This window comes from Methylomonas defluvii, assembly GCF_033949435.1.
GTDB classification, from domain to species: domain Bacteria; phylum Pseudomonadota; class Gammaproteobacteria; order Methylococcales; family Methylomonadaceae; genus Methylomonas; species Methylomonas defluvii.
Map to the genome: position 1 here is coordinate 1 of NZ_JAXARY010000033.1, position 23,570 is coordinate 23,570.

The window sequence follows — 23,570 nt, forward strand, 5'->3', positions numbered from 1 at the left end:
GCGCTGCAGATTTCATTGAAAACATGCGGATCGTTTTCGACGAACATCTACCGCGCTGGAACTATCGGGCTATTCCTCAAACCAACTAATTTCAGGAAGTTATTTTTGGCGGAATCCTAAGGGTGACATTCTGGTAGTACGGGTAAACGGAAGTGCTGATTTGGTAGGTGGATTTATTGTGTGTGAGCAGAAATATGATGGTATTTATTGAGATCACTTTATTCGCATGAGAGTTTCACAAAATATCTTAGTCCCTAAGTTTCTTCGTCTTGTTTGGATCATCGCAGTTAGTTCGAGATCGAATAAAAGATTTATTCGTTACCACAGCAGGGCAGAAGACGGTAAACCAAGGGCATATTTCTTCGCTAATAATTCCGCTATTGAGTGTTTCCGAACAACACCGCATCGTCGCCAAAGTCGAAGAACTGATGGCCCTCTGCGACCAACTAAAGTCCCGCCTCGCCGCCGCTAATCAATTACAGCAAAAGCTGGCGGATGGGATGGTTGAGCGGGCCATGATGTCATGATGTTTTGCTCAAAGCTTGAACAGCAAAGCCGCCTTCAATCATTTTTCAGAGCGTTTATACCCATGGGCCGTCGCTATATCGTCCGCTGAGCCGGCCTGTGCTGGGCGGAGCCGATGTGGCCGGTGTACAAGACACCCGGCGCGCTGCTCATGAACCATGCCGTATTCCCCAACAAAACCTAAAGGCGCGTCATTGCTGATGCTGTGGATTATTGCGTCCGGCTGCCGGTAATTTGCCACAGATGTAAGGGCTGGCGGCTTGTAAAGTGCTTATGCCGGCAAATAGCAAGGGTTTGCGACCCGACCGATCAATGGTCGCCGCCGGTCAGATTGCAATAGGCATTGCTTTTTGGCTCCGGCCGGCAAAGGGAGGCGCTGGCCAAGAGCATCAGCGATTTGAATGGGTGTGCCCAAAACGGTAGGTGGATGAACGCTTCGTTTAAACACGGATCGGTTCAAGTCGCGGTTTGGAACCACCTTTTTTCGGTGGGATTTATTGATATTTCAAAGGAGCCAGTCAAATGAACACGCAAATAAATCAAAATTTTAGGGTTCTGAATGCGGAAGAACTGCAACAGGTAGCCGGCGGTTGGTGCGGAACGCCTTACCCCGGTTTTTGGAAAGGGCCAAAACCCGGTCCGCTGCCCGACTTGTTTAGTGGCGCGGTCAGCAAGCTATCCACGGTCAGTTTAAACCCGCAGCCGTTGCCACCCGCTGAAATCGGCTTTTTCGCGCAGTAAGCGCTTAAGCTTAGAAGAGCCGACCCCGTGCCGGCTTTTTTACGTGGTGCACAGCAAATAAAGGCTGAGTTAGTTTCCTAGAGAAAAAGCCCATGCCGCCAACATTTTGCATGCTAACGGCATGGCAGGTAGGAGGGAAGAGTTACGCGCCGGCTGTTTTGCGTTTACCCAAGCCCATGACGCCCAGGATGCCGCTTAGAAACAGCCAGGTGGCTGCCGGCAGCGGTACCGCGGCAACGCCGGATACCGAGAAGGCTTGGTTAAAGGTGGTGCCGCCGACGATGTCGGTGCCGATTCTCAGCCAATCCGGGTCCAGGTTGCCGTCGCGTATCCAGGATTGCAAATCCGGCGTGAACGGGCCGCTGCCACCGACTATCGGTTTAGCAGCCGACAACCAGAGGAAATTGCCGTTTTTCAATTCCACCTGCGGCACGAAAAAGTAATGGTCGGCCGCCAAGGAGATGGCGTTGTTAAAATTAATGTCAAATCTGACTTCCTGCCCGGAAACGGCGCCTTCGCCGCCGGTGGTTTGGTTGGGCAGCGGATGAATGCCGTTGATTACCGAGTTGCCGGCCAAGGCGTTGCTGTTTAGTAATGTGACGCTGTAGCTCAAGGAGTTGTCAGCCGACTCGCGGCCCAAAAACGCCACATCCGAAGGCGAGTTGACGCGGGTGGGGACGCGGCCGGAGGGCGGATTTACGGAATCCTTACCAAATACCCGGTAGATTTCCACATTCACATTGGCGATGTCACTCAGGGTGGCGCCGTTGGCGAGCAAACCGGTGAACGTGGCTTGGTTTAGCTGGGTATGTTGCGTTAACACAAAGTCGTCCGCTGATTCTATTTCCCGGCTGGTGCCGCCGGCTTGCGCGCCAGTGGCGATTCGGTAATCCGGGCCGCCGGTGCTGAACGAGAAGGCTGCGGCGTCGGCGTTGGCGGCGAATAAGGTGGAAACGGCCAAAAGAGGGATTAATTTGCTTTGCATGTCGGTACTCCTAAAAGGGTTAAAGTGCTGAGAATTGGTCTCGGATAAAGAAACTGCTGGCAGCTTCTGTCTCTAACAATGCAAGTAGCGTGCCAAGAAAGTTTTTTATAAATATATGTTTAAAATCATTTAGTTAGGATTTGGTTTTTCCTTGTTTGTGCCGGCGGGTGGGTGCGACGAAAGTTGCAGCAAAGGTGCTGGAAAGCGCTGCGATGCCGGTCAATCAGCGGCGGAGGGCGGTTGACAGAGTGGCTTATTCAGCAACTTTTGTCTCAGGGTGGGTTAACGGAAGGCTTAAATGTAGCGCGATGGCCGCAGCAAAAAGCCGTTGATCCAGCGTGAAATTTAGGCTTACCGCGATTTCAATCGAGGATAGAATGAAGACCGGATTCGTAAACCACGCTTTGACACACGTAAACATGACGCAAAAAAGTATGTTTGGGCTTTTTTTAGCGGCTGGCATGGGGATGGCCTTAACGATGGCCGCGCGGGCGCAAACCCCGGAACCGCTGGCGCCCTTGCCGCTCACGGTGGCTTTAGATGCCCCGCGCGTGGTGTTGGGCCAACGCTTATTTCACGATCCCAAACTCTCCGACCAAGGCCAGCGCTCTTGCGCCAGTTGTCATCCGCTGGACAGCGGCGGCATGGATGGCAAGGTCCGCGCCGCAGCGGCGGACGGGGTGTCGCGGCTGCGCAATACTCCCAGTTTGTTCAATGTGTCGTTCAACTACTTTTTTAATTGGGATGGGGTAGTCACCACGCTGGAGGCCCACACCGAAAAAGTCATGCTGAACCCGAAAATCATGAACGCCAAATGGCCGGAGTTGATCGAGCGTTTGCGCGCGGTGCCGGATTATGTCGATGCGTTTAGCCGAATCTACCCGGACGGATTGACCAAAGCCAATGTGGTCGACGCCTTGAGCCATTTTGAGCGCAGTTTAGTCACGCCCAATGCCCGCTTCGACCGTTTTCTAAGTGGTGAAACCGCGGCGCTTGACGCTGACGAACAGGAAGGCTTTCATTTGTTCAAGGCCTTGGGCTGCGTGGCCTGCCATCAGGGCGTCAATATCGGCGGCAATCTATTTCAGAAGTTCGGGGTATTCGGTGCACCGCAAGGGCCGCAAGAGCCAGTGGACGAGGGCCGCTACAGCGTCACCGGCAACGACAGAGACCGCGGCGTGTTTCGGGTGCCAAGCTTGCGTAATGTCGCTGTGACCGCGCCCTATTTTCACGACGGCCGCGCCGCCACGCTGGAAGCGGCGGTGGATACGATGGCCGAGCATCAATTGGGCAAGCGGCTGGCGGCGAAGCAGCGCGATGCTATCGTTAAATTTCTAAAGACATTGACCGGGGAATACGCCGGCAAGGCTTTGGTTGCTAGCCAAGCAGCCAAGCCATGATCGCGATTTCCTGGCGGCCCAGGCTGATCGTCGCCGGTCTGTTACTGGCCTTGACCTATCTCTGGCTACAAAGCGCCAGCCCGGAACTGGAACGGCGTAACCGCCTGCAAACCACGCTGCGCATCATCGAACTACGCGATGCGGAACTGATGCGCGATATTTTGCTGGCCCGCGCCGGCCTGCTGGCCAACTACGATGCACTGACCCAAGCTGGCCAGGAGTTGCTGCGTTTGTCGCAGAGTTTGCAAACCGAATTGCAAGCGGTGGAGGCGGCGGAGCAATCGCTGGGCAATTTAGCGGACCAGCTAACCGCAACCGTGCAGGAACGCTTGGGGCAGATCGAATACTTAAAATCCGATAATGCCTTGTTGCGTAATTCGGTGATGTCCTTCGACGAAATCGGTAAAACCTTGCGCGCTGCTGCGAAGCCCGGTGATGCCGTCAAGCTGGGCAATTTATGGCGCTTGATGTTTAGTTTCATGGACAGCCCGCAGCCGGAATTGGCCGTGGAAATTCAGCAGGAGCTTGATCGGCTGGCCGGATTGGCCGCGCAGTCGGATGACTATCGGGTGCTGATCGCCCACGGCCGGCTGATTATCGAGGTGTCGCCGAAGGTGGATACGCTGCTGCGGCAGATCATCGCTCAGCCTATCGTCAGCCGAGTCGATGATTTGCAACAAGCCCTGCGCCAGTACAGCGGCAGCGTGGAGCAACAAGCCGAAGCCTATCGTTTGGCGTTGTATTTAGTCGCGGTCGTCCTGCTGGCGTATTTGCTGTATCAATTTGTCCTGCTCAGGGCGAATACGCTGGCGTTACGAAAGGCCCACGCCAATTTGCAACAAGAAACCAACGAGCGCTTGCAAGCCGAATCCTGGTTGCGGGAAAGCGAAGCCCGGCTGCGCGCCATCACCGACTCGGCGCATGAAGCGATTGTCTCCGTGGACATGCAAGGCAATATCGTGTCCTGGAACCAGGGCGCACAGCTGATGTTTGGCTTTCCGGCAGACCAGGTGCTGGGTCAGCCGTTTCAGCAGTTGCTGGCAAACCCGGCGCCTGATTTTTTTGCACAAATCCAGGAAGTACAAGGCGCAAATCGACTTAGTAGCCCAATGCGGGAATTGAAAGCGTTAAGGCGGAACAACAGCGTGTTTCCAGTTGAGTTGTCGCTATCCAGTTGGACGCGCGGCGCCGAGCGCTATTTGACCGCGATCATCCGCGACATTAGCGTGCGCAAGCAACTGGAACAGGTGGCTCGCCAGCAAGAGTTGCAACTGATTCAGGCCAACAAAATGACTGCCTTGGGTACTTTGGTGTCCGGCGTCGCGCATGAAATCAATAACCCCAATCAACTGATTCTGTTTAATTCCGGCTTGCTCGCCGATATTTGGAGCGATGCGCTGGAGGTGTTGGAAGAGCATTATCAAGCGGCCGGCGAGTTTTCCTTGGGCGGCTTGCCTTACAGCGAAATGCGCAATAGTGCGGCGGTGTTGATCCGCGATGTCAGGGATGGCGCCAAACGCATCGAACGCATAGTTGCCGAATTGAAAAACTATGCCCGCCCGCCCAGCAGCGAGGCTCCGGTATCTTTTGCAATTAACGAGGTGGTGGAGCGGGCGGCGGGTTTACTGAAGCATTTGCTAGACCAAAAAACCCGGCACTTCAAAACCGATTTGGCCGAGGGCTTGCCTGAGCTGCGCGGCAATCCGCAGCAAGTGGAACAGGTGCTGGTTAATCTATTGATCAATGCCCTGGAAGCACTCCCGGATCCGGAGAAATCCGTCAGCGTTACCACCAAGCTAATGAATGACGGCCGGCAGTTAAGTGTGGAAGTTCGAGACGAAGGTGTCGGTATCGCCGCCGAACATATCGAGCAACTCTGCGACCCGTTCTTTACCACGAAACAGGCTAATGGCGGCACCGGTTTGGGTTTGGCGATCAGCGCTTCATTGCTGCGCGCCCAGGGTGGTAGCTTAAGTTTTTCATCCGCGCCGGGGCAAGGCACCTGCGCACGGGTTATTTTTCAGGTCAATCTGGGGCCGGCGATGGCAGACAATCATGCAATGTAAAGACCTGGGCAAGCTGCCTATTTTGTTGGTGGACGACGAAGCGCAATTGCTGCACAGCGCTAGTCTGGTATTGCGTAGTGCCGGCTTTGCCGAGGTGCTGACGCTGGACGACAGCCGGGTGGTATTGCCATTGCTGGCAAGCCGGCCCATCGGCGTAATAGTGCTGGATTTAACCATGCCTTATCTGTCCGGCAAGGCTTTATTGGAGCAGATCGCCGCCGAGTATCCGGAAATTCCGGTGATCATGATGACCGCCACCAACGATTTGCAGATTGCTGTAGAGTGCATGCGCAGCGGCGCCAGCGATTATTTACTCAAGCCGGTGGAGCAAAGCTGTCTGGTGGCAGCGGTGCGGCGGGCGGTGGAAAGCCGGGTGCTGCGCGCGGAATTTTTGTCGCTGAAAGAACGGATGCTCACCAACAGCCCGCATGAACCCAGCGCGTTTGCCGAGATCGTCACGCAAAGCCCGGCCATGTTTGCCATCTTCCGCTATATCGAAGCCATCGCCGCCTCCCCGCAGCCGGTGTTGATTACCGGCGAAACCGGGGCGGGCAAGGAGCTGATTGCCCGCGCCTTGCATCGGCTGTCCGGGCGCGCGGGTGATTTGGTGGCGGTCAACGTCGCCGGCCTGGACGACACGCTGTTTTCCGATACGCTGTTCGGCCATGCCAAAGGCTCGTTCACCGGCGCCGAGCGCGCTCGTGACGGTTTGTTGGCCAGTGCCGGCGATGGCACGTTGTTTCTGGATGAAATCGGCGACCTCAGTATCGCTTCGCAAGTCAAGTTGTTGCGTTTATTGCAGGATGGTTCGTTTTATCCGATAGGTGCGGATCGGCCCCGGCAGAGCAGGGCGCGCATCATTGTGGCGACCCATTGCGACGTCAGACGGCAAGTTGAACTCGGCACCTTTCGCAAGGATTTATACTTTCGCTTGCGGACCCATCATATCCAACTGCCGCCGCTCCGTGAACGCCGGGAAGACTTGCCGCAACTGACGCTGCATTTTGTGGAGAAGGCCGCCGACAGCCTGGGCAAGCCCGCACCCAGCGTACCGCCGGCGTTGTTTCAGTGGTTGCATAATTACCCGTTCCCCGGCAATATCCGCGAGCTGGAAGGCATGGCCTTCGATGCGGTCGCCCGTAGCCAGGGCGCGGTGCTGTCCTTGCAGAGTTTCAAGGAGGCCATTGCCGATCAAATGCCGACGCCCGGCGATGCTAGTGTCATGGACGGGATGTCGGCCTCGTCCGGCAGTTTTCCGGAGCGCTTGCCGACTCTGAAGGAAGCCGAGGAGTCGCTGATCAGCGAGGCTTTACAGCGCGCCCAAGGCAATCAAGGTGTCGCCGCGGGTTTGCTGGGCATCAGCCGGCAGGCTTTAAACAAGCGGCTGATTCGCCGCGACGCGGAGAGCTTCTGAGTCCAAGAACTACTTGTCCGGGCCGGCGTATCAGCCGATAAAACTTAATAAAACAACGCCAAGGAGAGCCAAGCGTGGCTTTAATATCATTACGACAACTTTTGGATTATGCCGCCGAACACAGCTTTGCCGTGCCGGCTTTCAACATCAGCAACATGGAGCAAGTGCAGGCCATCATGCAGGCGGCGGATGCCTGTGACAGCCCGGTGATCATGCAAGGTTCGGCTGGGGCTAATCGCTATGCAGGCGAGGTGTTTCTGCGGCATTTGATCTTGGCCGCCGTCGAGCAATATCCGCATATTCCGGTGGTGATGCACCGCGATCACGCGCCATCGCCGGACATTTGCGCGCAAGCTATTCAATCGGGATTTAGTTCGGTGATGATGGATGGCTCTTTACTGGAGGACATGAAGACGCCGGCGTCTTTTGCCTATAACGTCGAGGTGACCCGCCGCGTGGTGAACATGGCGCATGCCTGCGGCGTGTCGGTGGAAGGGGAAATTGGTTGCCTGGGTTCGCTGGAAAATCAGCAGGATGCGGATCACAGCCGCTTGCTGACCGATCCCGACGAGGCGCTGGAATTTGTCGAACAAACCCAAATCGATGCCTTGGCGGTGGCCATAGGCACCAGTCATGGCGCGTATAAATTCAGCAAGCCGCCGACAGGTGAGGTGCTGGTGATCAGCCGCTTAAAAACCTTGCAACAGCGTCTGCCGAATATGCATTTTGTGATGCACGGCTCCAGTTCGGTGCCGCAAGACTGGCTGCAAGTCATCAACGCATACGGCGGCGATATTGCAGAAACCTATGGTGTGCCGGTGGCGGAAATTGTGGAAGGCATTAAATACGGGGTGCGCAAGGTCAATATCGATACCGACTTGCGCATGGCGTCCACCGGCGCGATTCGCTGCTTTGTCGCCCAACCGGAACATGCCGCGGAATTGGATGCCCGCAAGATTTACCAAGCCGCCAGAGACGCCATGCAGACGCTTTGCCAGGCGCGTTATGAAGCATTCGGTTCGGCTGGACATGCCGGCAAGATTAAAGTGGTGCCATTAAGCCGGATGGCGAAAAGCTATTGTTGAGATAGGCAAACGCCGAGCGGGTTTTTCGCAAAGTTGCCTATGATTTTCTGACCCTTGAGCGTCATGCTTACCTATCCTGCGGGCTTGTCGTTGGCAATCCCGTAAAGCCCGACTGGGCAGTTCCGACAGAAATCCCGCCTTAACCCCCGCTATTTTCACTCGATGTAAGACTAAAAAAATAATTATCTTAATAATGCTACAATTCACGGCCGATTAGGTTTGTCCGAAAGTGAGTCCTTTATTTTTTATCCGTGATAACGAGAACGGGCTACAGCGTAGTCATTAGGAGGAAATGTGAGAGTTTTGGCTATTGTGTTAATTGCATCGCTTGTATGTTTGATGGGTGCTTGCAGCAAGGCGAATCAGATCAATGCCCGGAGTTTACAGACTGCGCAGAAGTCGGTTTTTTACATCAAAGAACATTTACCGGAAGCCGAACGTATGCCGTTTGAGGTTTCCTATTGGTTATTGCGCGAGCAAATCAAGAATAACGATGAGTTCTTGCAACTCATTGACGGTAAGACATCAAAAGAGTTGATCGATCTGGGCAAGGAAAATTTTACGAAGCGTAAAGCGGCCGGCGACAAGGAATATGCCCGTTACGAGAATTGGGAGCAGATGATTGCTAAGTCTGCGCAACAACGCAACGCTCAAGAAACCGCCGATAGCGCCGATCCGCGCGACAAAAAGGATTACCCCCGCGTCGACTACAAAATGCACGCGATGTAACTCGCGCATTTATGCGTCTGCTACTGGTCGAGGACGATCCGGCCTTTGCTTTGCCGCTGGCGGCTGATTTGCGCGGCGCCGGCTACGTCGTCGATACCGCAACCGACGGTGCGCAGGGCGAGTTCCTGGGTGCCACCGAGCCCTACGATGCTGCGATTCTCGACTTGGGCTTGCCCAAGCTGGCCGGCCTGGAAGTACTGAAATGCTGGCGCGACGCCGGCAACCACATGCCGGTGATTGTCTTGACCGCCCGCGATGCCTGGTACGAAAAAGTCGACGGCTTCAAGGCCGGCGCCGACGACTATGTCTGCAAGCCCTTCCACCCCCAAGAATTGCTGGCCCGCTTGCAGGCGGTGTTGAAGCGGGTGCACCATTTCAACCAAGCCAAACTAAAGCTGTTCGGCGTCGAACTGGACGAAGACGAACAAACCGCCCTGGTTGACGGCGGCGAAGCTCAACCGCTGACGGCTATCGAATTCAGGCTATTGCGCTACTTCATGCTGAATGTCGGCAAGGTGTTGAGTAAGGCGCAGCTGGGCGAACACGTCTACAGCGAATCGGCCGAGCCCGACAGCAACGTCCTGGAAGTCTATGTCAAACGTCTGCGCAAGATCGTCGGCACCGATTTGATTCATACTCGGCGCGGCCAAGGCTATCTGTTCGGTCTCAAGCCTTGATGTCCTTACGCAAGCGCTTGGGCCGCGGCCTGATCGCGGTGCTGGGGGCGATATTCATTCTGCACTGGATCGCTGCCGACTGGATCATCCGCAGCGCCGCCGAAAAGCAAATGGCCAACCGTCTGGCCGACGACGGCTATTCGTTGCTGGAATCTCTGGCCTACAGCGACGCCGACCAAGTCGCTTTCAATAGTTTCCATATCAGTTCGGTCTACAACCGCCGGCTATCCGGCCACTATTACTTAGTCAAGGTCGATGCCCAGGCCTACCCGTCGCCGTCTTTGCTGGATTTTCCGTTAGCGGTCGAGGCCGTCGGGCCGGAACAATCGATGCTGTACCATGCGGCCGGGCCCGAGAAAACGCCGCTGTTGGTCTTGACCTTGGGCGCGGTCCGTTTCGGCCATCGTATCAACATCAGCGTGGCCGAAGACCTGTCGGCGGTCGACCACGACATCACCGCCATTCGCGTGGCTTATTTGGGTTTGACCTTGCTGATATTGTTCAGCGCCATCGGCTTGCTGCGCTGGGACATCCAGCGCGCGTTAAGTCCGCTGGCCACGGTACGCGCCGAACTGGAGCAGGTGGCCGGCGGCGGCAGGCAGCATATCGGCAGCGAGGTGCCGGCCGAAGTCCAACCGCTGGTCGAGGAAATCAACCATTTGCTGGAATTGGTGGCGCGCCGCTTGCAACAATCGCGCACCGCGATGGGCAATCTGGCGCACGCGCTGAAATCGCCGATGGCGCTATTGCTAAGAACCGGCGAAGACCCGCATTTCGATGGCCGGCCGGACCTGCGTTCGCGCCTGGATGAGCAAAGCCAGGCCATCCGCCATTGCATCGAACGCGAGTTAAAACGGGCGCGGATCGCCGGCGACCAGCAGGCGGCGCCGGCTTTCAACCCGCATAACGAAATCATCGCCCTGAAAAAGACCCTGCGCGCCATTTACGCCGACAAGCCGCTGGACATTCAAGTCACCGCACCCAAGCAACTGCTGCATTTCGACCGGGAGGACTTGATGGAAGTCCTAGGCAACCTGCTGGATAACGCCTGCAAATGGGCGAAGCAGCGGATTGATGTCGAATTGGCGCTGGAAGGCGGGGTGGTGATTCGGGTCGCCGACGACGGCCCCGGTTGCCAAAACGAAGATCTGGCCTACCTGACTCAACGCGGCCGGCGCCTGGATGAGTCGGTGCAGGGCCATGGCCTGGGTCTTGGTATCGTGTCGGACATCGTCAACACCTACCATGGCGCAATATATTTTGGCCGCAGTAAGGTTCTGGGCGGCTTTTTGGTAACGGTGAGTTTGCCGTTGCATCGCTAAAACCGGATTTAAAGCGCCGGGATTTTCAGTTTCGATTCAGTTGGCTTGGTTACATTGCGCCCCGGTATTCAGTTTCGGCCTGCCGGGGCTTGGATGCGTTGTTAATCAATATTCAATCCGAAGTGAATCATATGCCCAAACAACATGGATTATTGCCGGCTTTGCTAGCGGGTGTGATGGCCGGGAGCGTGGCGGCGGCCGAACCCGAGGCCCATTCGCCTTCAGCCGAGAATGCCGTCGACACGCTGACTAGCGTCGAAGTCGAAGAAAGCGTCGAGAAAGCCGCGACCTTCTCCGGTTCCACCGCGGTGATCAGTAAAGACACGTTGGAGCGCGATCAAGTGTTCACCGTCAACGAAGCCTTGCGCAAGGCGCCCGGCGTGTATGTGCGCGACGAGGAAGGCTTTGGCCTGCGGCCGAATATCGCCTTTCGCGGCCAAAACCCGTTCCGCTCCACCAAGGTGTTGTTTCTGGAAGATGGCATCCCGTTCAACTTCGCGCCCTACGGCGACAACGACATCTACTACCATCCGCCGATCGAGCGCTACGACGGCATCGAGATTTACAAGGGCGCCGATTTGACTCAATTCGGCCCGCAGACCATCAACGGTGCGATCAATTATTTGACGCCCAAGGTGCCGACCACGCCGGGCGGTTTCGTCAGCTTTACCGGTGGCAACCGCGATTACCTGAACGGCCACGCCCGTTACGGTGGCATGGCCAAGAACGTCCAGGGCCTGGATGCCATCGGCGGTGTAGTCGATTACATCCACAAGGAAGGCATGGAAAACCGCGACAATACCTTTGCCGTGGTCGACGACGCCAACTTAAAAAGCATTATCGATTTCGACGCCCGCAACCGCCTGACTCTGCGCGGCGATTTCTACCACCAGGACGAACAAGGCGCGGCCTTCGGTTTGACCGATGCCGAATACCGCAAACTGGGCGCACGTTACAATCCGGACAAAAACGCCAATTTTACCAACGACCGCTGGTCCACCTCGGCCACCTACGAGCACAGCTTTACTAACGACGTAACGCTGGAAACCAGTTTTTACTGGTCGGCGTACGAGCGAAACTGGTGGCGGCAGCAAAACGAATTTCCGACCGAGAACCAGTGCGTAAGCCGAGGCATCCCCACTTATGTGCAGGATCGGGAGAACGGCATTCCGGTCGATATGGATTTGTGTAATTACAACTCCGGCCGTTTGCGCAACTACGAAACCTGGGGCGTGGCGCCGACCTTGCACGCCAAGCACGACCTGTTCGGCATCGAAAGCCGGTTGGAGGCGGGTTTCCGGGCGCATTTCGAGAATCAGTATCGGCGCATGATTCGCGGCAGTACGGCGGATGCACGCGATGCGAGTAACCCCAACGGCGGCAGTTACGGCCAACTGACCGAGAATAACGAACGCTTTGCCGATGCCTATTCCGGTTTTGTGCAGAACAAATTCATCTGGAACGATTGGACCTTCACGCCGGGCGTGCGCGTCGAATCGGTCAGTTATCAGCGCAAGAATCTGCTGAACGGGGCGCAAGGCCAAAGCAGCCTGACCGAAATCCTGCCGTCGTTCGCGATGACTTATGCACCCATCGATAGCGCCGAGCTGTTTTTCGGCATTCACCGCGGTTTCGCGCCGCCCCGAGTGGAGGACGCGGTTTACAACGATACCGGCGGCTCGGCGGAAGTCGGCGCGGAGATCAGTTGGAACACCGAGTTCGGCGTCCGGGCCAGACCGGTGCGGGGCGTCAAAACCGAGCTGACCTATTTCCACAACGACTTCGATTCGTTAACCGTACTGGGCACGGTCGGCGGCGGCACGGTGCCGGTCGCGCAAGGCAAGGCCTTGTACGAAGGTATCGAACTGATGGCGCGGGCCGACTTCGGCGATGTGTTCAACTGGACTCACAACCCGTATGCGCAGATTGCCTACATGTGGTTGCCGACCGCCGAGACCACCGAAGCCTTCCGTTGCGTGCCGCTGTCCAGCGGCGCCTATCCGGCGAGTTGCCCCGGCGGCAATGTATTCGGTTCCGCGCCCGGCAAGCGCGCGCCGTATGCGCCGGAAAGCCTGTTGACCGCGACCTTGGGCTACTCGCATGCGATGGGTTTCGATGCTCACTTGGAAGCGGCCTTCGTCAGCGAGCAATACGCCGATTTTCTGAATCTGGACAGCGGCGCCGATCACCCCAACGGCCCGACCAGCAGCGCGGCTTTGGGCGGCAGCTACGGCAAGATCAACGACTACGTGGTGGTCAACTTCGCCAGCTCGTACAAGGTGCGCAAGGACTTGACCCTGTTCGTGTCGCTGAAAAACCTGCTGGACAACACCTACATCACCGACCGGGTGCGCGGTATTCAGTCCGGCATGCCGCGTCTGGTGCAGGCAGGGTTTAAGTACGAGTTTTGAGAGGCAGGGTTTTTTATTTTAATTTGGTTATGAAATATTTTTAATTCGTCTTATTTCTGCTACGATGGCGGCGTTTCTATAAAAATTCCTCAACCTTGCCGCTATCGGAGACAGAAGCATGACGCAACAATTATTACGACGGTTTTTAGTTGTAATGCTGGCGTCTGTGTCAGCTGTGCAGGCGCACCCGTTGCATTGGGCCGAAGAATCGGTCGGTTTTGGCAGCGGTTTGCTCCATCCTTTTTCCAGTTCCGATCACATCTTGACGATGCTCGCGGTAGGCATGTGGATTTGCCGGACAGGTAGCGGCAAATCGTTTGTTTGGCAGGTGTTATTGTTCTTGTGCATGTTGTTGCTGGGCGGCGGTTTGACCCTGATCCCGTTGCAGATTGCCCACGCTGAAACGCTGATGTATGCGAGCGTGCTGGTTTTGGGTTTGCTGTTGGCGTCGGGACGCAAATTGCATTGGGTTTTTTCGTTACTGCTGATTACAGGCGTCGCGGTGTTTCACGGTTATGTGCATGCTTTGGATATTTGGCTGGATGTTGAAGCGCTGGGCTATACGGCGGGCTTCGCTTTGGCGACTTCAAGTCTATTGGCAATCGGGGTTGCCGTAAACCTGGGTATCTTGATGTCACTGGCTAAGCTGGCCGGCCGGATGACCCAATAAATAGCCACGCCAAGCACTCGAAAATAATTTCAACCACAGGAGTCGCCCGCTCAGTAGCGTTTAATCTCAGATCAGGACAATTTGCTTTACCCGTTACATTTCATTTTAACTAAGAGGAAACACATGACATTTAAGAAAATTTTTATCGCATCAACTCTGCTGGTTTCGATTCTGGGCTTTTCCAGCGTGACATACGCAAAGGAAGTCCACAAAACCGTGCCAGAGGTGTTGAAAGAAGTGGATGCGCATATGCAAGCCGCTTTGGATGCGATTCCGTCCGCTGATTCGACAAAAATAGCCACGTTGATCAAGGAAGCGTCACAAAGCGCCAGCGAACTTAGCGCCAACTATAAATTCGAATTCGAACGCGACAAAGTAGTTTTGAAATTGAAAAAAGCCAGAGAATTGGCTAAAAAGTCGGATTTTGCTGCGGCAGAACAAGAACTTAAAGAAGCCAGAGAAGGCTTTGCCGGTCTGACAAAATTCCAGTAATGGCATTTTGACAACACAAATACTTCATGTATGCAGTTTGGGCAGCTTAGGCTGCCCTTTTTTTGCGCGGAAGAAAAATACCGGAAGTCGCTGCCGACTGGGCCGGCGTGGACAATTTAAGAGGCCGGAAAAAATAGCGCGATCAAGAAATAACGGGTCGTTTTGCACGGGATAGGCACGAAAATAAACGTCAAAAACGCCGATACCTCCCACTGTTATTCGATTGCGCCAACTTCGATGACGGCAGAAGTTGGCTCTTACTGTTGGTTAGAAAGCCTGGTTGGCAAAGGGGTTGAAACTGGGGCGTTGAACCACGTTAAAGCCAAATTCGGTGGCTTGGTGGCAGGCGTTGCAACCAGCGGTGAGCTTATCGTAATTGGCAATAAACTCAGCTTTGTTTTTGGCGTTTATCGCTTGTTCCAGCGCTGTGAGTGGCTGGTCGACATATTGGGCGATCAATTCCGGAATCGCTTGTTTGATCTGCTTATGCGTGGGGTGGTACTTACCGGCATCTTCCATGCCTTCGTGCAGTTCGTCGATTTCATAAGCCGCCAGTGCCCAGTTTTCGGCCTGACCGGCAAACCATAATTTGGCGTGGCGGGTGGCGGTTTGCGCCATGATTTCACCCAGGCCTGGCACGAAACCGGCGTCGGCTTGCGTTTCGTGGTGGTGGTGGGAGGCACAGGCGGTTAGCGATAATACTCAAGCGGCCAGTATGGTTGATTTAAATCGGATCGATGTCATAGGGGGGTTCCTTTGCAAGACAGAGTGAAAGCAGGCTATTGACTACCGGTGGCCGCGACATACGGTGGCGCGCCGGTATCTTTTCGTTCGGCCCGTAGCATGTGGTTACGGCAGGCAGGCCCGTTGTGGCCGGAGCGACGAAATCGGGGTTAACGCGGTGTATGAGCTGGATTGGGCTTTAGCCAGCGCGGCACGAAATAGGCCGCCAGCGCTATCAATCCGCCCAGCAACCCCACCACAATCCATAGGCTATTGCCGCTAGTGGCCGTTGGTTCCACAAGCAAGCCAACGGTCAGCGGCATGTGTAGCGCGCTGATCTCCGGTGGCGTATGCAAGTCGTTGTCCTCGACGAACAGCACAGCTTGGTATTTACCCGGCGTTTTAAAATCCACTGTCGTCGTCAATACGCCTTGCTTAACCACGGCCATGGGTAATTCGGCGATGGATTGGCCGTCTTCGCGTAATATTTTCAATGCCACCGGCTTCTTGCGTACATCCAGATCCAGCAAATCGATAGCAATCTGGGTTTTGCCGACGCGCGGCAGATCGACGCATTCGGCCTGAGGTACGGATTTGTCGTCCTTGGCACGATTAGGATCGATCTGGTAGGCGGCAAAATTGACCACGTAATAGTCATTGGTCAGCATGCAACCGTACAGATCGTAGCTGCCGTTGGCGCCTTTGCGGTTACCGCCCAGCGGCACCGATGCCATAGCCAGTTGCAAGCCGGTCGCGAACAACAATAAAGCAGCGGAAAGTCGGCTAATACGAATCATGGTTTGGCCTCCCCGGGCGCCGATTCGGCGACGATGGAAAATTTGGAAACCCCGCTGACGATTAGCCCGTCTTCGGTAATCACCCGGTAGCGGGTGGCGTAAGCGCCGGGCGGCAATGTTTGGGTGGTGGCGGTTAGCCGATGGCGTTCGCCGAGGACTAGGCGGGCATCGCCGTTGTCGACCCGCTTGCCTTGCGCATCGACAACCACGACCGAAGGTGAACGCTCGCCGACGTTACCACTGAACCAGAATTTCACCGTGCCGTCGAAACCGGTCACTTCGGCGTTATTTTTGGGGTCGGACTTTAACAGCACGCCTTCGGCAAGGCTAATTGGGCTGGCCAATGCCAGCAACACCGGGATGAATGGATTTAAAAGCTTACGCATGGAGTTTCCTTAGGGCAGGCCGAAGAAGCCGGCGATGAACAGTACCAGCGGGTCGGATAAGGGGTGAAAGAAGCCCAAGGTTATCGCCGCCAGACTAATGACGAAAACTCGGGTCCAGGTCGTCAGATCCAAATCCTGTTTGCGCCAGAGCAAATGAAATGCCAACCAACTCGATAACCAGACGCCGATAGCCAGGGTTTCCTTGCCCGTATACGAGCCTATGCTGCCGTCCGGCCCCTTGCCTTGCGAACCTGGAATCCAGTAGCCGAAGCTATGCACTAACTTGTCCAGGCCGGGCGACAATCGCGAAATATGGTGGCTGACCATCAAGGTCAAAAATGCCAATAATAGGGCCAGGCTGGCCGCTACCACCGGCCCGGAATAGAGGGGCTGGTTATTGGAATCAGTTTGGTTTTGATTATGTACCACGCGGGTCCCCGTCAAACAAAGCGCAGTTTGGCCAGTACCAAGCCAACCACGAAGCCGATCATCAGAAAACTCCATGACACCAGGATTGTGATGCCGACGAAGCGGGTCAGGTCGCGGCGCATTTGGATCGATAGGCCGTAGTAGTACAGTGTCGCGGTTGCCAATAGCATCAGCGGAAATGGGAACAGCGAGACGAATTCCTTGAATTCCATCAGCACGTTATGAATTGCTGGCACATGAGCCAGTATCCAGTCGCGCGGGCCGTCTTGACCGCGGTAGCGCATATAAATCCAGTTGCCGCTAATCGCGCCGGCCAGATTTAGCAGGGTGGCGGCCAGCAGCCAATGGCGCAACGATTCAAGTCTGACTTGCATGCCTTTTATCAACGGAATGGCGCGATGGGTAAGATAGGTGCCGACCACGACAGCGAGGATAGCGCTCACGCCATGCACGCCGGCCTTCAGGCTATACTCGCTCGGATACCAAAAGTCTGACGCCGTTAATATCAACAGCAGTGTTAAGGCAATACCGACTTGGCTGCGAATGACGAGTTTGCTGAAGTTGTCGTGTATGTAATGTCCGGTGGACATGAAAAATGCCTCTTGTTGTTTTAATCGCGCCGGCAGTGCGGCGGGTATCTATATCGGCGTAAACGCCAGCGAATCAGGGCTTTGCGTTATAATCGGCGATCCCATAACAATAACGACAGGAGCCGACTTTGGAACGTTTTACCATCTCTCTCAACGACGATTTGGCCGCCGAATTCGATCAATGGATTGCAGCGCGCGGCTACTCCAATCGTTCCGAAGCCGTACGCGATTTATTGCGCAAGGAAATCGAAACCAAGCGTCTCAGCAAGGATGAGGCCATCTACAGCATCGCCACGCTGTCCTATGTCTACAATCATCACGAACGCAATTTAGCCGAACGCCTAACCAGCCTGCAACACGACGCCCACGACCTGGTCGTGTCGTCCATGCATGTGCATCTCGATCACGACGACTGCATGGAAACTTTGTTCCTGCGCGGCATGACTCAACGAATCCGGTCGCTGGCAGACAAAATGTCCGCCGAAACCGGTGTGCGCCACGCATCGCTAAATTTGGTGCCGGTGAAAATGGCAATGTCGCATCACCAGCATGGTCACCACGATCATGCTCACAGCCACTTTCATCCGCGTACTTGAAGGCCCAAGTTAGCGGCACGAGCAGTTTATTGGCGAAGATAATAAGATATTTTGTTAAATCTTCATAATTTTAAAAAATGTGACTTCTATCGTATGATGGTTTTCCGTTTTGTCCTACATGGCGCATAGATCGAGCTTTAAGACCGATAAACCCAGATAAATCTCATGCAATTTCAGTTTCAAACCAAGCTAACAGAGTCAGCCCGCAGCCGTTTATGGCTCGCGTCGTGCCTGGCTTTGGCGTTTGGGTTGATGTTTCCGTTGCTCAATATTTCTGGCGGTTTGGATAATATCGGTTGGAATAATGGCTTTAGTCATCCCTTGGGGGGCTGGGATCACCTGCTGACCATGTTGGCGGTGGGGATCTGGGCCGCGCAATTACGCGGTCAAGCGATCTGGATGTTGCCGTTGGCTTTTGTCGGCGTGATGAGCTTGGGCGGATTGGCCGGCGCGGCAGGGCTGACGATTCCGAGCGTCGAAGGCATCATCCTATTGTCCTGCGCGGTATTTGCCGTGCTGATTACCCGCAAGATTCGTTTCAGCGCCAAGCTCAACGTCTTTATCGTCGCCTTTTTCGCGTTTTTCCACGGCTTTGCCCACGGCCAGGAAATTTCCACATCGGCTAGTTTGTTGTCTTACACACTGGGCTTTATGCTGGCGACGCTGTTGCTGCACGGTGCCGGGATATTGGTAGCTAAATTGGTGGTATTGACCGCTACCTGTTTGCTGACTTTGTTATTCTCGCAATCGGCGATGGCCAGAGCCGCTGACACCATGGTCAGCGACACCGGCAACATTACAACGCTAAATCAGAATACCAGTTCAACAGCGTTGAACAACTGGACGGACTTATTCAATACCGAAGCGTTGGCCGAGCGGTCTGTTTGTGAGCGGCAAGTAGCTGCGATGGGGCTGGATGATGCGGTTTCGGGCGGTCAAGCATTGGGTAGTCCGGCCGGATATTCGGCGACAAAGGCTTGCGCTACGGACGGTCAAACCCTCGGGCTTAGTGCTTCATTGAGCGCTTATCTGCAGAATCTGTCGGTGCTATTCAAGGCTATCGTCGATTTCGATGGTCTGGCAGCACTGGGCAACTTACACTTCAGGCAATTGTTTCCAGACATTAATCATACGCCGGGTACGCAATTGCGCAGCAGTGGCGTCGGTCGCACATCGCCGCCTGCCTATCCGAATGTCTTTGTTCTAAACACCACTCTCACTCTTCGCAAGTCCCCGGTTTCCACAGTTGAAGCGCCCCGTCTTCAACCGACTTTCGCCAGCACTCTCCTCGGCGATTTTACTACCCAATCATTTAACGAGTTACTGCCGAACGCTTTAGCGGCTGCGGTTTCCAGCAAGCAGTTTTTGCTCCCCAAGCCAGCGCTTTGCGCGGCACGTTTATTCCTCCCGTTTCATTCTCGCGCTGTCGGCGTTCAACGGCTCATGGCGCGCGGTTTAGAAAATTCGACCGATTTCGGTCCAGGCAATACCCCCAAAACAATAACAACTAAAACAATAACTTACATCGAGGAAGACCTTATGCAACACCCTGCCGGCGCTCCGCGTCACCCATCGCCTTTACTAAATACCTCCCGGAGCTGAGATGAAATCCTGCAATACCTATTTCAAAAAGAAGCACCTGGTCATCGGCCTGGAAATTATTTTAGGTCTGGCCTGTGCGGATCTGAACGCCGCACCTAATGCCGACGCTGAATCTGTCGAACAAACGGCGCAAGAGACCTCGCAACAGAGCACAAAGAAAGCCAAAACCGCGAAAAAGGCGGAAAAGTCCGAAGAACTGGAAGCGGTGCAAGTGGAAGAAGACGGCCGCGGCAAAAACCTGATCGGCATTGCACCGTCGGCCTCGCAAGGCGAAGTCAGCCAGAAGCAATTTGAGTACCGGCCGTTCTCGCGTAATGGCGAGTTGGTCGAAGTGGTACCCGGCGCCATCGCCACCCAGCATAGCGGCTCCGGCAAGGCCAACCAATACTTCCTGCGCGGCTTTAACCTGGATCACGGTACCGATTTCACGACTTATGTCGACGGCATCCCGATGAACATGACTACCCACGCCCACGGCCAAGGTTATATGGACATCAACAGCATCATTCCCGAGTTGGTGAAAAAAGTGGAATACGGCAAGGGCCCGTATTACGCGGAAGTGGGGGACTTTTCGGCGGCCGGTTACGCCAAAATGTTCAGTATGGACAAGTTGGATAAAGGCATTGCCAAATTCACCGCCGGTTCGTTTGATTACTACCGAACGCTGGTGGCCAATTCCAACAAGCTCGGCGATGGCGATTTGCTGTATGCCGGCGAATTCAATCTCTACAACGGCGTCTGGGAAGTGCCGGAAGATTCGAAAAAATTCAACGGCCAGTTGCGTTACACGCTGGATCGCGGGGATTGGGGCATGGCGATTAACGGCAAGGCTTACACCAATAGCTGGACCGCCACCAACCAGATTCCGCAGGCGGCCATTGATAGCGGTGCCATCGGTCTGTACGGCAGCATGGACCCGACTGACGGCGGCGAGAGCAATCGTTATAGCGCTTCGGCCAGCTTCTGGAACCAGGGCGGCAACTGGAAAAACGACGCTAATATCTATGCGGTCTATACCGATTTGAATTTGTTTTCCAACTTCAGCGGTTTTACCCGCGGCGACGGCGGTGACCAGATTTTGCAAACCGAGCGCCGCGTGCAAACTGGCGGTCATTTCGAACACACCCGCTATAACAAGCTGTTCGGGTTTGAAATGGACAACAGCATTGGTCTCCAATTTCGCAACGACCAGATCATGGACTTGGGTCTATACGAAACCACAGCCCGGCAGATCGTCAATACCGTCAGCAAGAGCAATGTTGGTGTGACCACCGTGGGTACTTATTTCAAAAATACTACCCATTGGCACGATAAAGTCCGCACTATCGCCGGTTTGCGCGGCGATTTTATTAATAATGACGTCGAAGTGCTGGCCAGCGGCAGTGGCACGGCCGAGACCAACGCCGCCAACTCCGGCAGTCGCGGCAAAGCCATGATCAGTCCGAAACTGAGTCTGGTGGTCGGCCCCTGGTACAACACCGAATACTTCGCGAATATCGGTTACGGCTATCACTCCAACGATGCGCGCGGCACCACGCTGCAAGTGCATCCGGTCACCGGCACCGAGTTTGACCCCGATGGCAATACGGTTAGTCCGCGCATACGTCCGGCCGCCTGGTCGCGCGGCGGCGAAGTGGGCGCGCGTACCAATATCATTCCCGGCTTGAACAGCACCTTTGCCTTGTGGTGGTTGCAATCCAGTGAGGAGCTGGTGTTCGTCGGCGATGCCGGAACGACCGAAGTGAATGGTAAATCGCAACGCTACGGTATCGAGTTTACCAACTACTACAAACCCACCGAATGGCTGACGCTGGATGCCGACTATGCGTTGACCACGGCACAATTCAACAAAGCCCCGGATGGTGCGACCAATAAGTACATCCCCAATTCCGTGGGCCGGGTCATTAGTGCCGGTGCCCTGATCGAAGCCCCCAACGGCCTGTTCGGCACCTTGCGTTTTCGGCACTTCGGCAGCGTGCCGCTGGATGAATCCGGCGCGGTTTGGGCCGGCGATACCAACATCGCCAACTTGGGCGCGGGCTATAAGCAAAAGCAATACAAATTCGAGGTCGACATCTTCAATATTCTGGGTTCGCAAAGCAACGATATTGCCTACAACTATGAATATAACTATCCAAACGGTGTCTCCGGCGCTGGCTTGATGAAACATCCGGTCGAGCCACGTATGGTGCGTGGCACCATCACGGTCAATTTTTAAGGATAGCCTGATGAAATTTGCTTCAACCCACTGGGCTATCAGCTTGATTGCAGTGTTGTTAACGCTGCAATCCGCTGGGGTTTATGCGCATCCACCCGGTCTAAGTTCGCTGGATGTAACGATCAAACCCGCGCAACTCGATGCCAAGGTGACCTTTGCCTTACAAGACATCGAAGCCTTTACGCCGATGGATGCCGATTTGGACGCGGAGGTGACCGAAGCCGAGCGCGAAGCGGCCAAGCCGGCTATTGCCAAACTATTGGCCGAGCAACTGCGCGTGAATATCGATAGCCATGATGCTCTGCCCAGCGAACCAGGACAGGTCAGTTTCGACGATCAAAATAATGCGCGGGTGGAACTGCACTATGCGGGAGCTGTGCAAACCGCTTTGTTGGTGCAGTCGAAGTTTTTGGCTTTGCTGCCCGACGGCCATCAGCAGTATTTGACGGTCAGGGACGCTAACGGCAAAGCGCTCAGCGAAAAAATGCTGGGCAAACACGACGATCAAATCAGTTTACCAATCGCCAACGCCGCGGTCGCGGAGTCCCCCCAAGCTCCGTTTGCGGCGTTCGGCGATTTTTTTAAGCTGGGTATCGAGCACATCCTCACCGGTTACGATCATTTGCTGTTTTTGTTCGCGCTATTAGCGGTCACTCACAGCTTTTGGCCGGCCTTGAAAATCATCACGTTCTTTACCGTCGCCCATTCCATTACGCTGGCTTGCGCCGGACTTAATCTGATTGAACTGCCGAGTAGTTTCGTCGAGCCGTTTATTGCCGCGACGATTATCTACGTGGGTGTGGAAAACATCATCCGCGGCGACCATCCCAAAGGGCGGCATTGGCTGACTTTCGGATTTGGTTTGATCCACGGTTTCGGGTTTGCCGGGGTGTTACAGGAAATGGATATTTCTTCCGGCGATACCGGGATCTTGTTGCCTTTATTGTCGTTCAACTTGGGTATAGAAACCGGGCAAATCGCCGTCGCAGCTATCGTGTTGCCGATGATCTGGTGGCTGAATAATAAGATAGAGACAGCCGAGAAGTTTTTGAAAGCCGGTTCGATTGCGGTCAGTTTGATGGGGGTTTTTTGGTTGCTGGAGCGCACCGTTCTCCAATAACAAAAGGAATACGACATGAAAAGGACAAGGTTTTTTTATCTGGGATGGCTGCTGGTTCTGATCCAGTCGCCAGCATTGGCCGCAGGCAAATATCACTTTGAACCGGGCGACGCGGTTTTAACCAACTGCCGTGAAATTTACACCAAAGGCGTGGTCAAGGCCAAAGTCGATGACGGTTATACCGTGCATTTTCCTAAAGGTAGCGGTCCCATCCAGTGTCCGCCGTTTCGATGGCATGCCGAGTTCGTTCTGCCTTATCAATCGGTAGCGGAATATAGGCTGAAATTTTTGGGCGGCTTGAAGAACGATTTGCTATTCAAAGTCGGTGAGTCGGTTAGTTTTCGTTTCGATACCGACAGGCGCGTTGTGAATAACCAAGCCACGATTGATATAGACGCGCAAATCACCGACATCAGCAGCAATGGCGCCATCGCCGTTAAATTGCTGAGCACCAGCCCGGAAGCGGCCGCCACCTTTTGGCAATGGGTGGGCGGTAACTATGTCGATCTGCGTCATAAATCGCTTGAACCGGAGAGAGCGAAGCGGTCCCGATAAAATTTTAATAAACACATAACTATAAAAAAGCATTAAC

General features: G+C 54.8%; 23 protein-coding genes. 17 read left to right on the forward strand and 6 right to left on the reverse strand.

Translation table 11 applies throughout. From position 1 onward, the window contains the following. Positions 1–380 precede the first annotated feature (380 nt). Positions 381–527 (forward strand): restriction endonuclease subunit S domain-containing protein, encoded by a 147-nt coding sequence (locus tag QLH52_RS22875; RefSeq protein ID WP_319963077.1) that lies wholly within the window; start codon positions 381–383, stop codon positions 525–527. Positions 528–1,047: 520 nt separating this feature from the next. After that, the gene (locus QLH52_RS22880; protein ID WP_319963078.1) at positions 1,048–1,266 is read left to right on the forward strand and encodes a hypothetical protein; all 219 of its coding nucleotides are present in this window, start codon (positions 1,048–1,050) and stop codon (positions 1,264–1,266) included. 142 nt (positions 1,267–1,408) lie between these two features. On the opposite strand, the gene QLH52_RS22885 is transcribed toward QLH52_RS22880, so the two are convergent. Further along, complete coding sequence (locus QLH52_RS22885; protein WP_319963079.1) at positions 1,409–2,251, reverse strand: PEP-CTERM sorting domain-containing protein; 843 nt, start codon at positions 2,249–2,251, stop codon at positions 1,409–1,411. Between the two features lie 434 nt (positions 2,252–2,685). Between QLH52_RS22885 and QLH52_RS22890 the strand changes: the two genes are divergently transcribed. From QLH52_RS22890 to QLH52_RS22935, 10 genes are all read left to right on the forward strand, one after another. Then, positions 2,686–3,651 carry a cytochrome-c peroxidase gene (locus tag QLH52_RS22890; RefSeq protein ID WP_319963080.1) on the forward strand — a complete coding sequence of 322 codons (966 nt, stop codon included), beginning with the start codon at positions 2,686–2,688 and terminating at the stop codon, positions 3,649–3,651. Further along, positions 3,648–5,717: a DAHL domain-containing protein gene (locus QLH52_RS22895; RefSeq protein WP_319963081.1), complete on the forward strand. Its 2,070-nt coding sequence runs from the start codon at positions 3,648–3,650 to the stop codon at positions 5,715–5,717. Before QLH52_RS22890 ends, QLH52_RS22895 begins: the two co-directional genes overlap by 4 nt. Next, positions 5,707–7,131, forward strand: coding sequence for a sigma-54-dependent transcriptional regulator (locus tag QLH52_RS22900; protein ID WP_319963082.1), 1,425 nt, complete (start codon positions 5,707–5,709; stop codon positions 7,129–7,131). Before QLH52_RS22895 ends, QLH52_RS22900 begins: the two co-directional genes overlap by 11 nt. A gap of 74 nt (positions 7,132–7,205) precedes the next feature. Beyond that, positions 7,206–8,216, forward strand: a complete 1,011-nt coding sequence (gene fba / locus QLH52_RS22905) for a class II fructose-bisphosphate aldolase (protein ID WP_319963083.1) — start codon at positions 7,206–7,208, stop codon at positions 8,214–8,216. A gap of 339 nt (positions 8,217–8,555) precedes the next feature. Continuing rightward, positions 8,556–8,945 (forward strand): hypothetical protein, encoded by a 390-nt coding sequence (locus tag QLH52_RS22910; protein WP_051669741.1) that lies wholly within the window; start codon positions 8,556–8,558, stop codon positions 8,943–8,945. 11 nt (positions 8,946–8,956) lie between these two features. Continuing rightward, entirely contained in the window at positions 8,957–9,622 is a 666-nt protein-coding gene (locus tag QLH52_RS22915; RefSeq protein WP_319963084.1) for a response regulator transcription factor, read from the forward strand. Next, positions 9,622–10,944 carry a sensor histidine kinase gene (locus QLH52_RS22920; RefSeq protein WP_319963085.1) on the forward strand — a complete coding sequence of 441 codons (1,323 nt, stop codon included), beginning with the start codon at positions 9,622–9,624 and terminating at the stop codon, positions 10,942–10,944. Before QLH52_RS22915 ends, QLH52_RS22920 begins: the two co-directional genes overlap by 1 nt. Positions 10,945–11,075: 131 nt before the next feature. After that, on the forward strand, positions 11,076–13,355 hold the full coding sequence (locus QLH52_RS22925; RefSeq protein ID WP_319963086.1) for a TonB-dependent receptor family protein: 2,280 nt from the start codon (positions 11,076–11,078) through the stop codon (positions 13,353–13,355). Between the two features lie 118 nt (positions 13,356–13,473). Continuing rightward, positions 13,474–14,025, forward strand: a complete 552-nt coding sequence (locus QLH52_RS22930) for a HupE/UreJ family protein (protein ID WP_319963087.1) — start codon at positions 13,474–13,476, stop codon at positions 14,023–14,025. Positions 14,026–14,148: 123 nt separating this feature from the next. Beyond that, complete coding sequence (locus QLH52_RS22935; RefSeq protein WP_319963088.1) at positions 14,149–14,517, forward strand: hypothetical protein; 369 nt, start codon at positions 14,149–14,151, stop codon at positions 14,515–14,517. A gap of 267 nt (positions 14,518–14,784) precedes the next feature. Here QLH52_RS22935 and QLH52_RS22940 read toward each other — a convergent pair whose 3' ends face one another. The 5 genes from QLH52_RS22940 to QLH52_RS22960 all read right to left on the reverse strand — a co-directional run bounded on the left by QLH52_RS22940 (position 14,785) and on the right by QLH52_RS22960 (position 17,442). After that, positions 14,785–15,135 carry a hypothetical protein gene (locus tag QLH52_RS22940; protein WP_319963089.1) on the reverse strand — a complete coding sequence of 117 codons (351 nt, stop codon included), beginning with the start codon at positions 15,133–15,135 and terminating at the stop codon, positions 14,785–14,787. Between the two features lie 275 nt (positions 15,136–15,410). Then, entirely contained in the window at positions 15,411–16,037 is a 627-nt protein-coding gene (locus QLH52_RS22945; protein WP_319963090.1) for a hypothetical protein, read from the reverse strand. Further along, positions 16,034–16,423, reverse strand: a complete 390-nt coding sequence (locus QLH52_RS22950) for a copper resistance CopC family protein (RefSeq protein ID WP_171696132.1) — start codon at positions 16,421–16,423, stop codon at positions 16,034–16,036. The genes QLH52_RS22945 and QLH52_RS22950 overlap by 4 nt, the downstream gene beginning before the upstream one ends. Before the next feature lie 9 nt (positions 16,424–16,432). After that, complete coding sequence (locus QLH52_RS22955) at positions 16,433–16,852, reverse strand: hypothetical protein (RefSeq protein WP_319963091.1); 420 nt, start codon at positions 16,850–16,852, stop codon at positions 16,433–16,435. 11 nt (positions 16,853–16,863) lie between these two features. After that, positions 16,864–17,442 (reverse strand): hypothetical protein, encoded by a 579-nt coding sequence (locus QLH52_RS22960; protein WP_319963092.1) that lies wholly within the window; start codon positions 17,440–17,442, stop codon positions 16,864–16,866. A 128-nt stretch (positions 17,443–17,570) separates the two neighbouring features. Here QLH52_RS22960 and nikR point away from each other — a divergent pair, with 128 nt between their 5' ends. The 5 genes from nikR (at position 17,571) to QLH52_RS22985 (ending at position 23,533) form a co-directional block, all read left to right on the forward strand. Further along, entirely contained in the window at positions 17,571–18,038 is a 468-nt protein-coding gene (gene nikR / locus QLH52_RS22965) for a nickel-responsive transcriptional regulator NikR (protein ID WP_171696129.1), read from the forward strand. Positions 18,039–18,203: 165 nt separating this feature from the next. Then, positions 18,204–19,640 (forward strand): HupE/UreJ family protein, encoded by a 1,437-nt coding sequence (locus QLH52_RS22970; RefSeq protein WP_319963093.1) that lies wholly within the window; start codon positions 18,204–18,206, stop codon positions 19,638–19,640. 1 nt (position 19,641) lies between these two features. Next, the gene (locus tag QLH52_RS22975; protein WP_319963094.1) at positions 19,642–21,858 is read left to right on the forward strand and encodes a TonB-dependent receptor; all 2,217 of its coding nucleotides are present in this window, start codon (positions 19,642–19,644) and stop codon (positions 21,856–21,858) included. 10 nt (positions 21,859–21,868) lie between these two features. Continuing rightward, the gene (locus tag QLH52_RS22980; protein WP_319963095.1) at positions 21,869–22,978 is read left to right on the forward strand and encodes a HupE/UreJ family protein; all 1,110 of its coding nucleotides are present in this window, start codon (positions 21,869–21,871) and stop codon (positions 22,976–22,978) included. Between the two features lie 15 nt (positions 22,979–22,993). Beyond that, the gene (locus QLH52_RS22985) at positions 22,994–23,533 is read left to right on the forward strand and encodes a hypothetical protein (protein ID WP_319963096.1); all 540 of its coding nucleotides are present in this window, start codon (positions 22,994–22,996) and stop codon (positions 23,531–23,533) included. The last annotated feature ends 37 nt before the right edge of the window (positions 23,534–23,570 follow it).

Bases quoted from the DNA above. Each gene is read 5' to 3' on its own strand.
- QLH52_RS22880 (WP_319963078.1), top strand. From the start codon at position 1,048: ATGAACACGCAAATAAATCAAAATTTTAGGGTTCTGAATGCGGAAGAA.
- QLH52_RS22885 (WP_319963079.1), bottom strand. From the start codon at position 2,251: ATGCAAAGCAAATTAATCCCTCTTTTGGCCGTTTCCACCTTATTCGCC.
- QLH52_RS22890 (WP_319963080.1), top strand. From the start codon at position 2,686: ATGTTTGGGCTTTTTTTAGCGGCTGGCATGGGGATGGCCTTAACGATG.
- QLH52_RS22895 (WP_319963081.1), top strand. From the start codon at position 3,648: ATGATCGCGATTTCCTGGCGGCCCAGGCTGATCGTCGCCGGTCTGTTA.
- QLH52_RS22900 (WP_319963082.1), top strand. From the start codon at position 5,707: ATGCAATGTAAAGACCTGGGCAAGCTGCCTATTTTGTTGGTGGACGAC.
- QLH52_RS22910 (WP_051669741.1), top strand. From the start codon at position 8,556: ATGGGTGCTTGCAGCAAGGCGAATCAGATCAATGCCCGGAGTTTACAG.
- QLH52_RS22915 (WP_319963084.1), top strand. From the start codon at position 8,957: ATGCGTCTGCTACTGGTCGAGGACGATCCGGCCTTTGCTTTGCCGCTG.
- QLH52_RS22920 (WP_319963085.1), top strand. From the start codon at position 9,622: ATGTCCTTACGCAAGCGCTTGGGCCGCGGCCTGATCGCGGTGCTGGGG.
- QLH52_RS22925 (WP_319963086.1), top strand. From the start codon at position 11,076: ATGCCCAAACAACATGGATTATTGCCGGCTTTGCTAGCGGGTGTGATG.
- QLH52_RS22930 (WP_319963087.1), top strand. From the start codon at position 13,474: ATGACGCAACAATTATTACGACGGTTTTTAGTTGTAATGCTGGCGTCT.
- QLH52_RS22935 (WP_319963088.1), top strand. From the start codon at position 14,149: ATGACATTTAAGAAAATTTTTATCGCATCAACTCTGCTGGTTTCGATT.
- QLH52_RS22940 (WP_319963089.1), bottom strand. From the start codon at position 15,135: ATGGCGCAAACCGCCACCCGCCACGCCAAATTATGGTTTGCCGGTCAG.
- QLH52_RS22945 (WP_319963090.1), bottom strand. From the start codon at position 16,037: ATGATTCGTATTAGCCGACTTTCCGCTGCTTTATTGTTGTTCGCGACC.
- QLH52_RS22950 (WP_171696132.1), bottom strand. From the start codon at position 16,423: ATGCGTAAGCTTTTAAATCCATTCATCCCGGTGTTGCTGGCATTGGCC.
- QLH52_RS22960 (WP_319963092.1), bottom strand. From the start codon at position 17,442: ATGTCCACCGGACATTACATACACGACAACTTCAGCAAACTCGTCATT.
- QLH52_RS22970 (WP_319963093.1), top strand. From the start codon at position 18,204: ATGCAATTTCAGTTTCAAACCAAGCTAACAGAGTCAGCCCGCAGCCGT.
- QLH52_RS22975 (WP_319963094.1), top strand. From the start codon at position 19,642: ATGAAATCCTGCAATACCTATTTCAAAAAGAAGCACCTGGTCATCGGC.
- QLH52_RS22980 (WP_319963095.1), top strand. From the start codon at position 21,869: ATGAAATTTGCTTCAACCCACTGGGCTATCAGCTTGATTGCAGTGTTG.
- QLH52_RS22985 (WP_319963096.1), top strand. From the start codon at position 22,994: ATGAAAAGGACAAGGTTTTTTTATCTGGGATGGCTGCTGGTTCTGATC.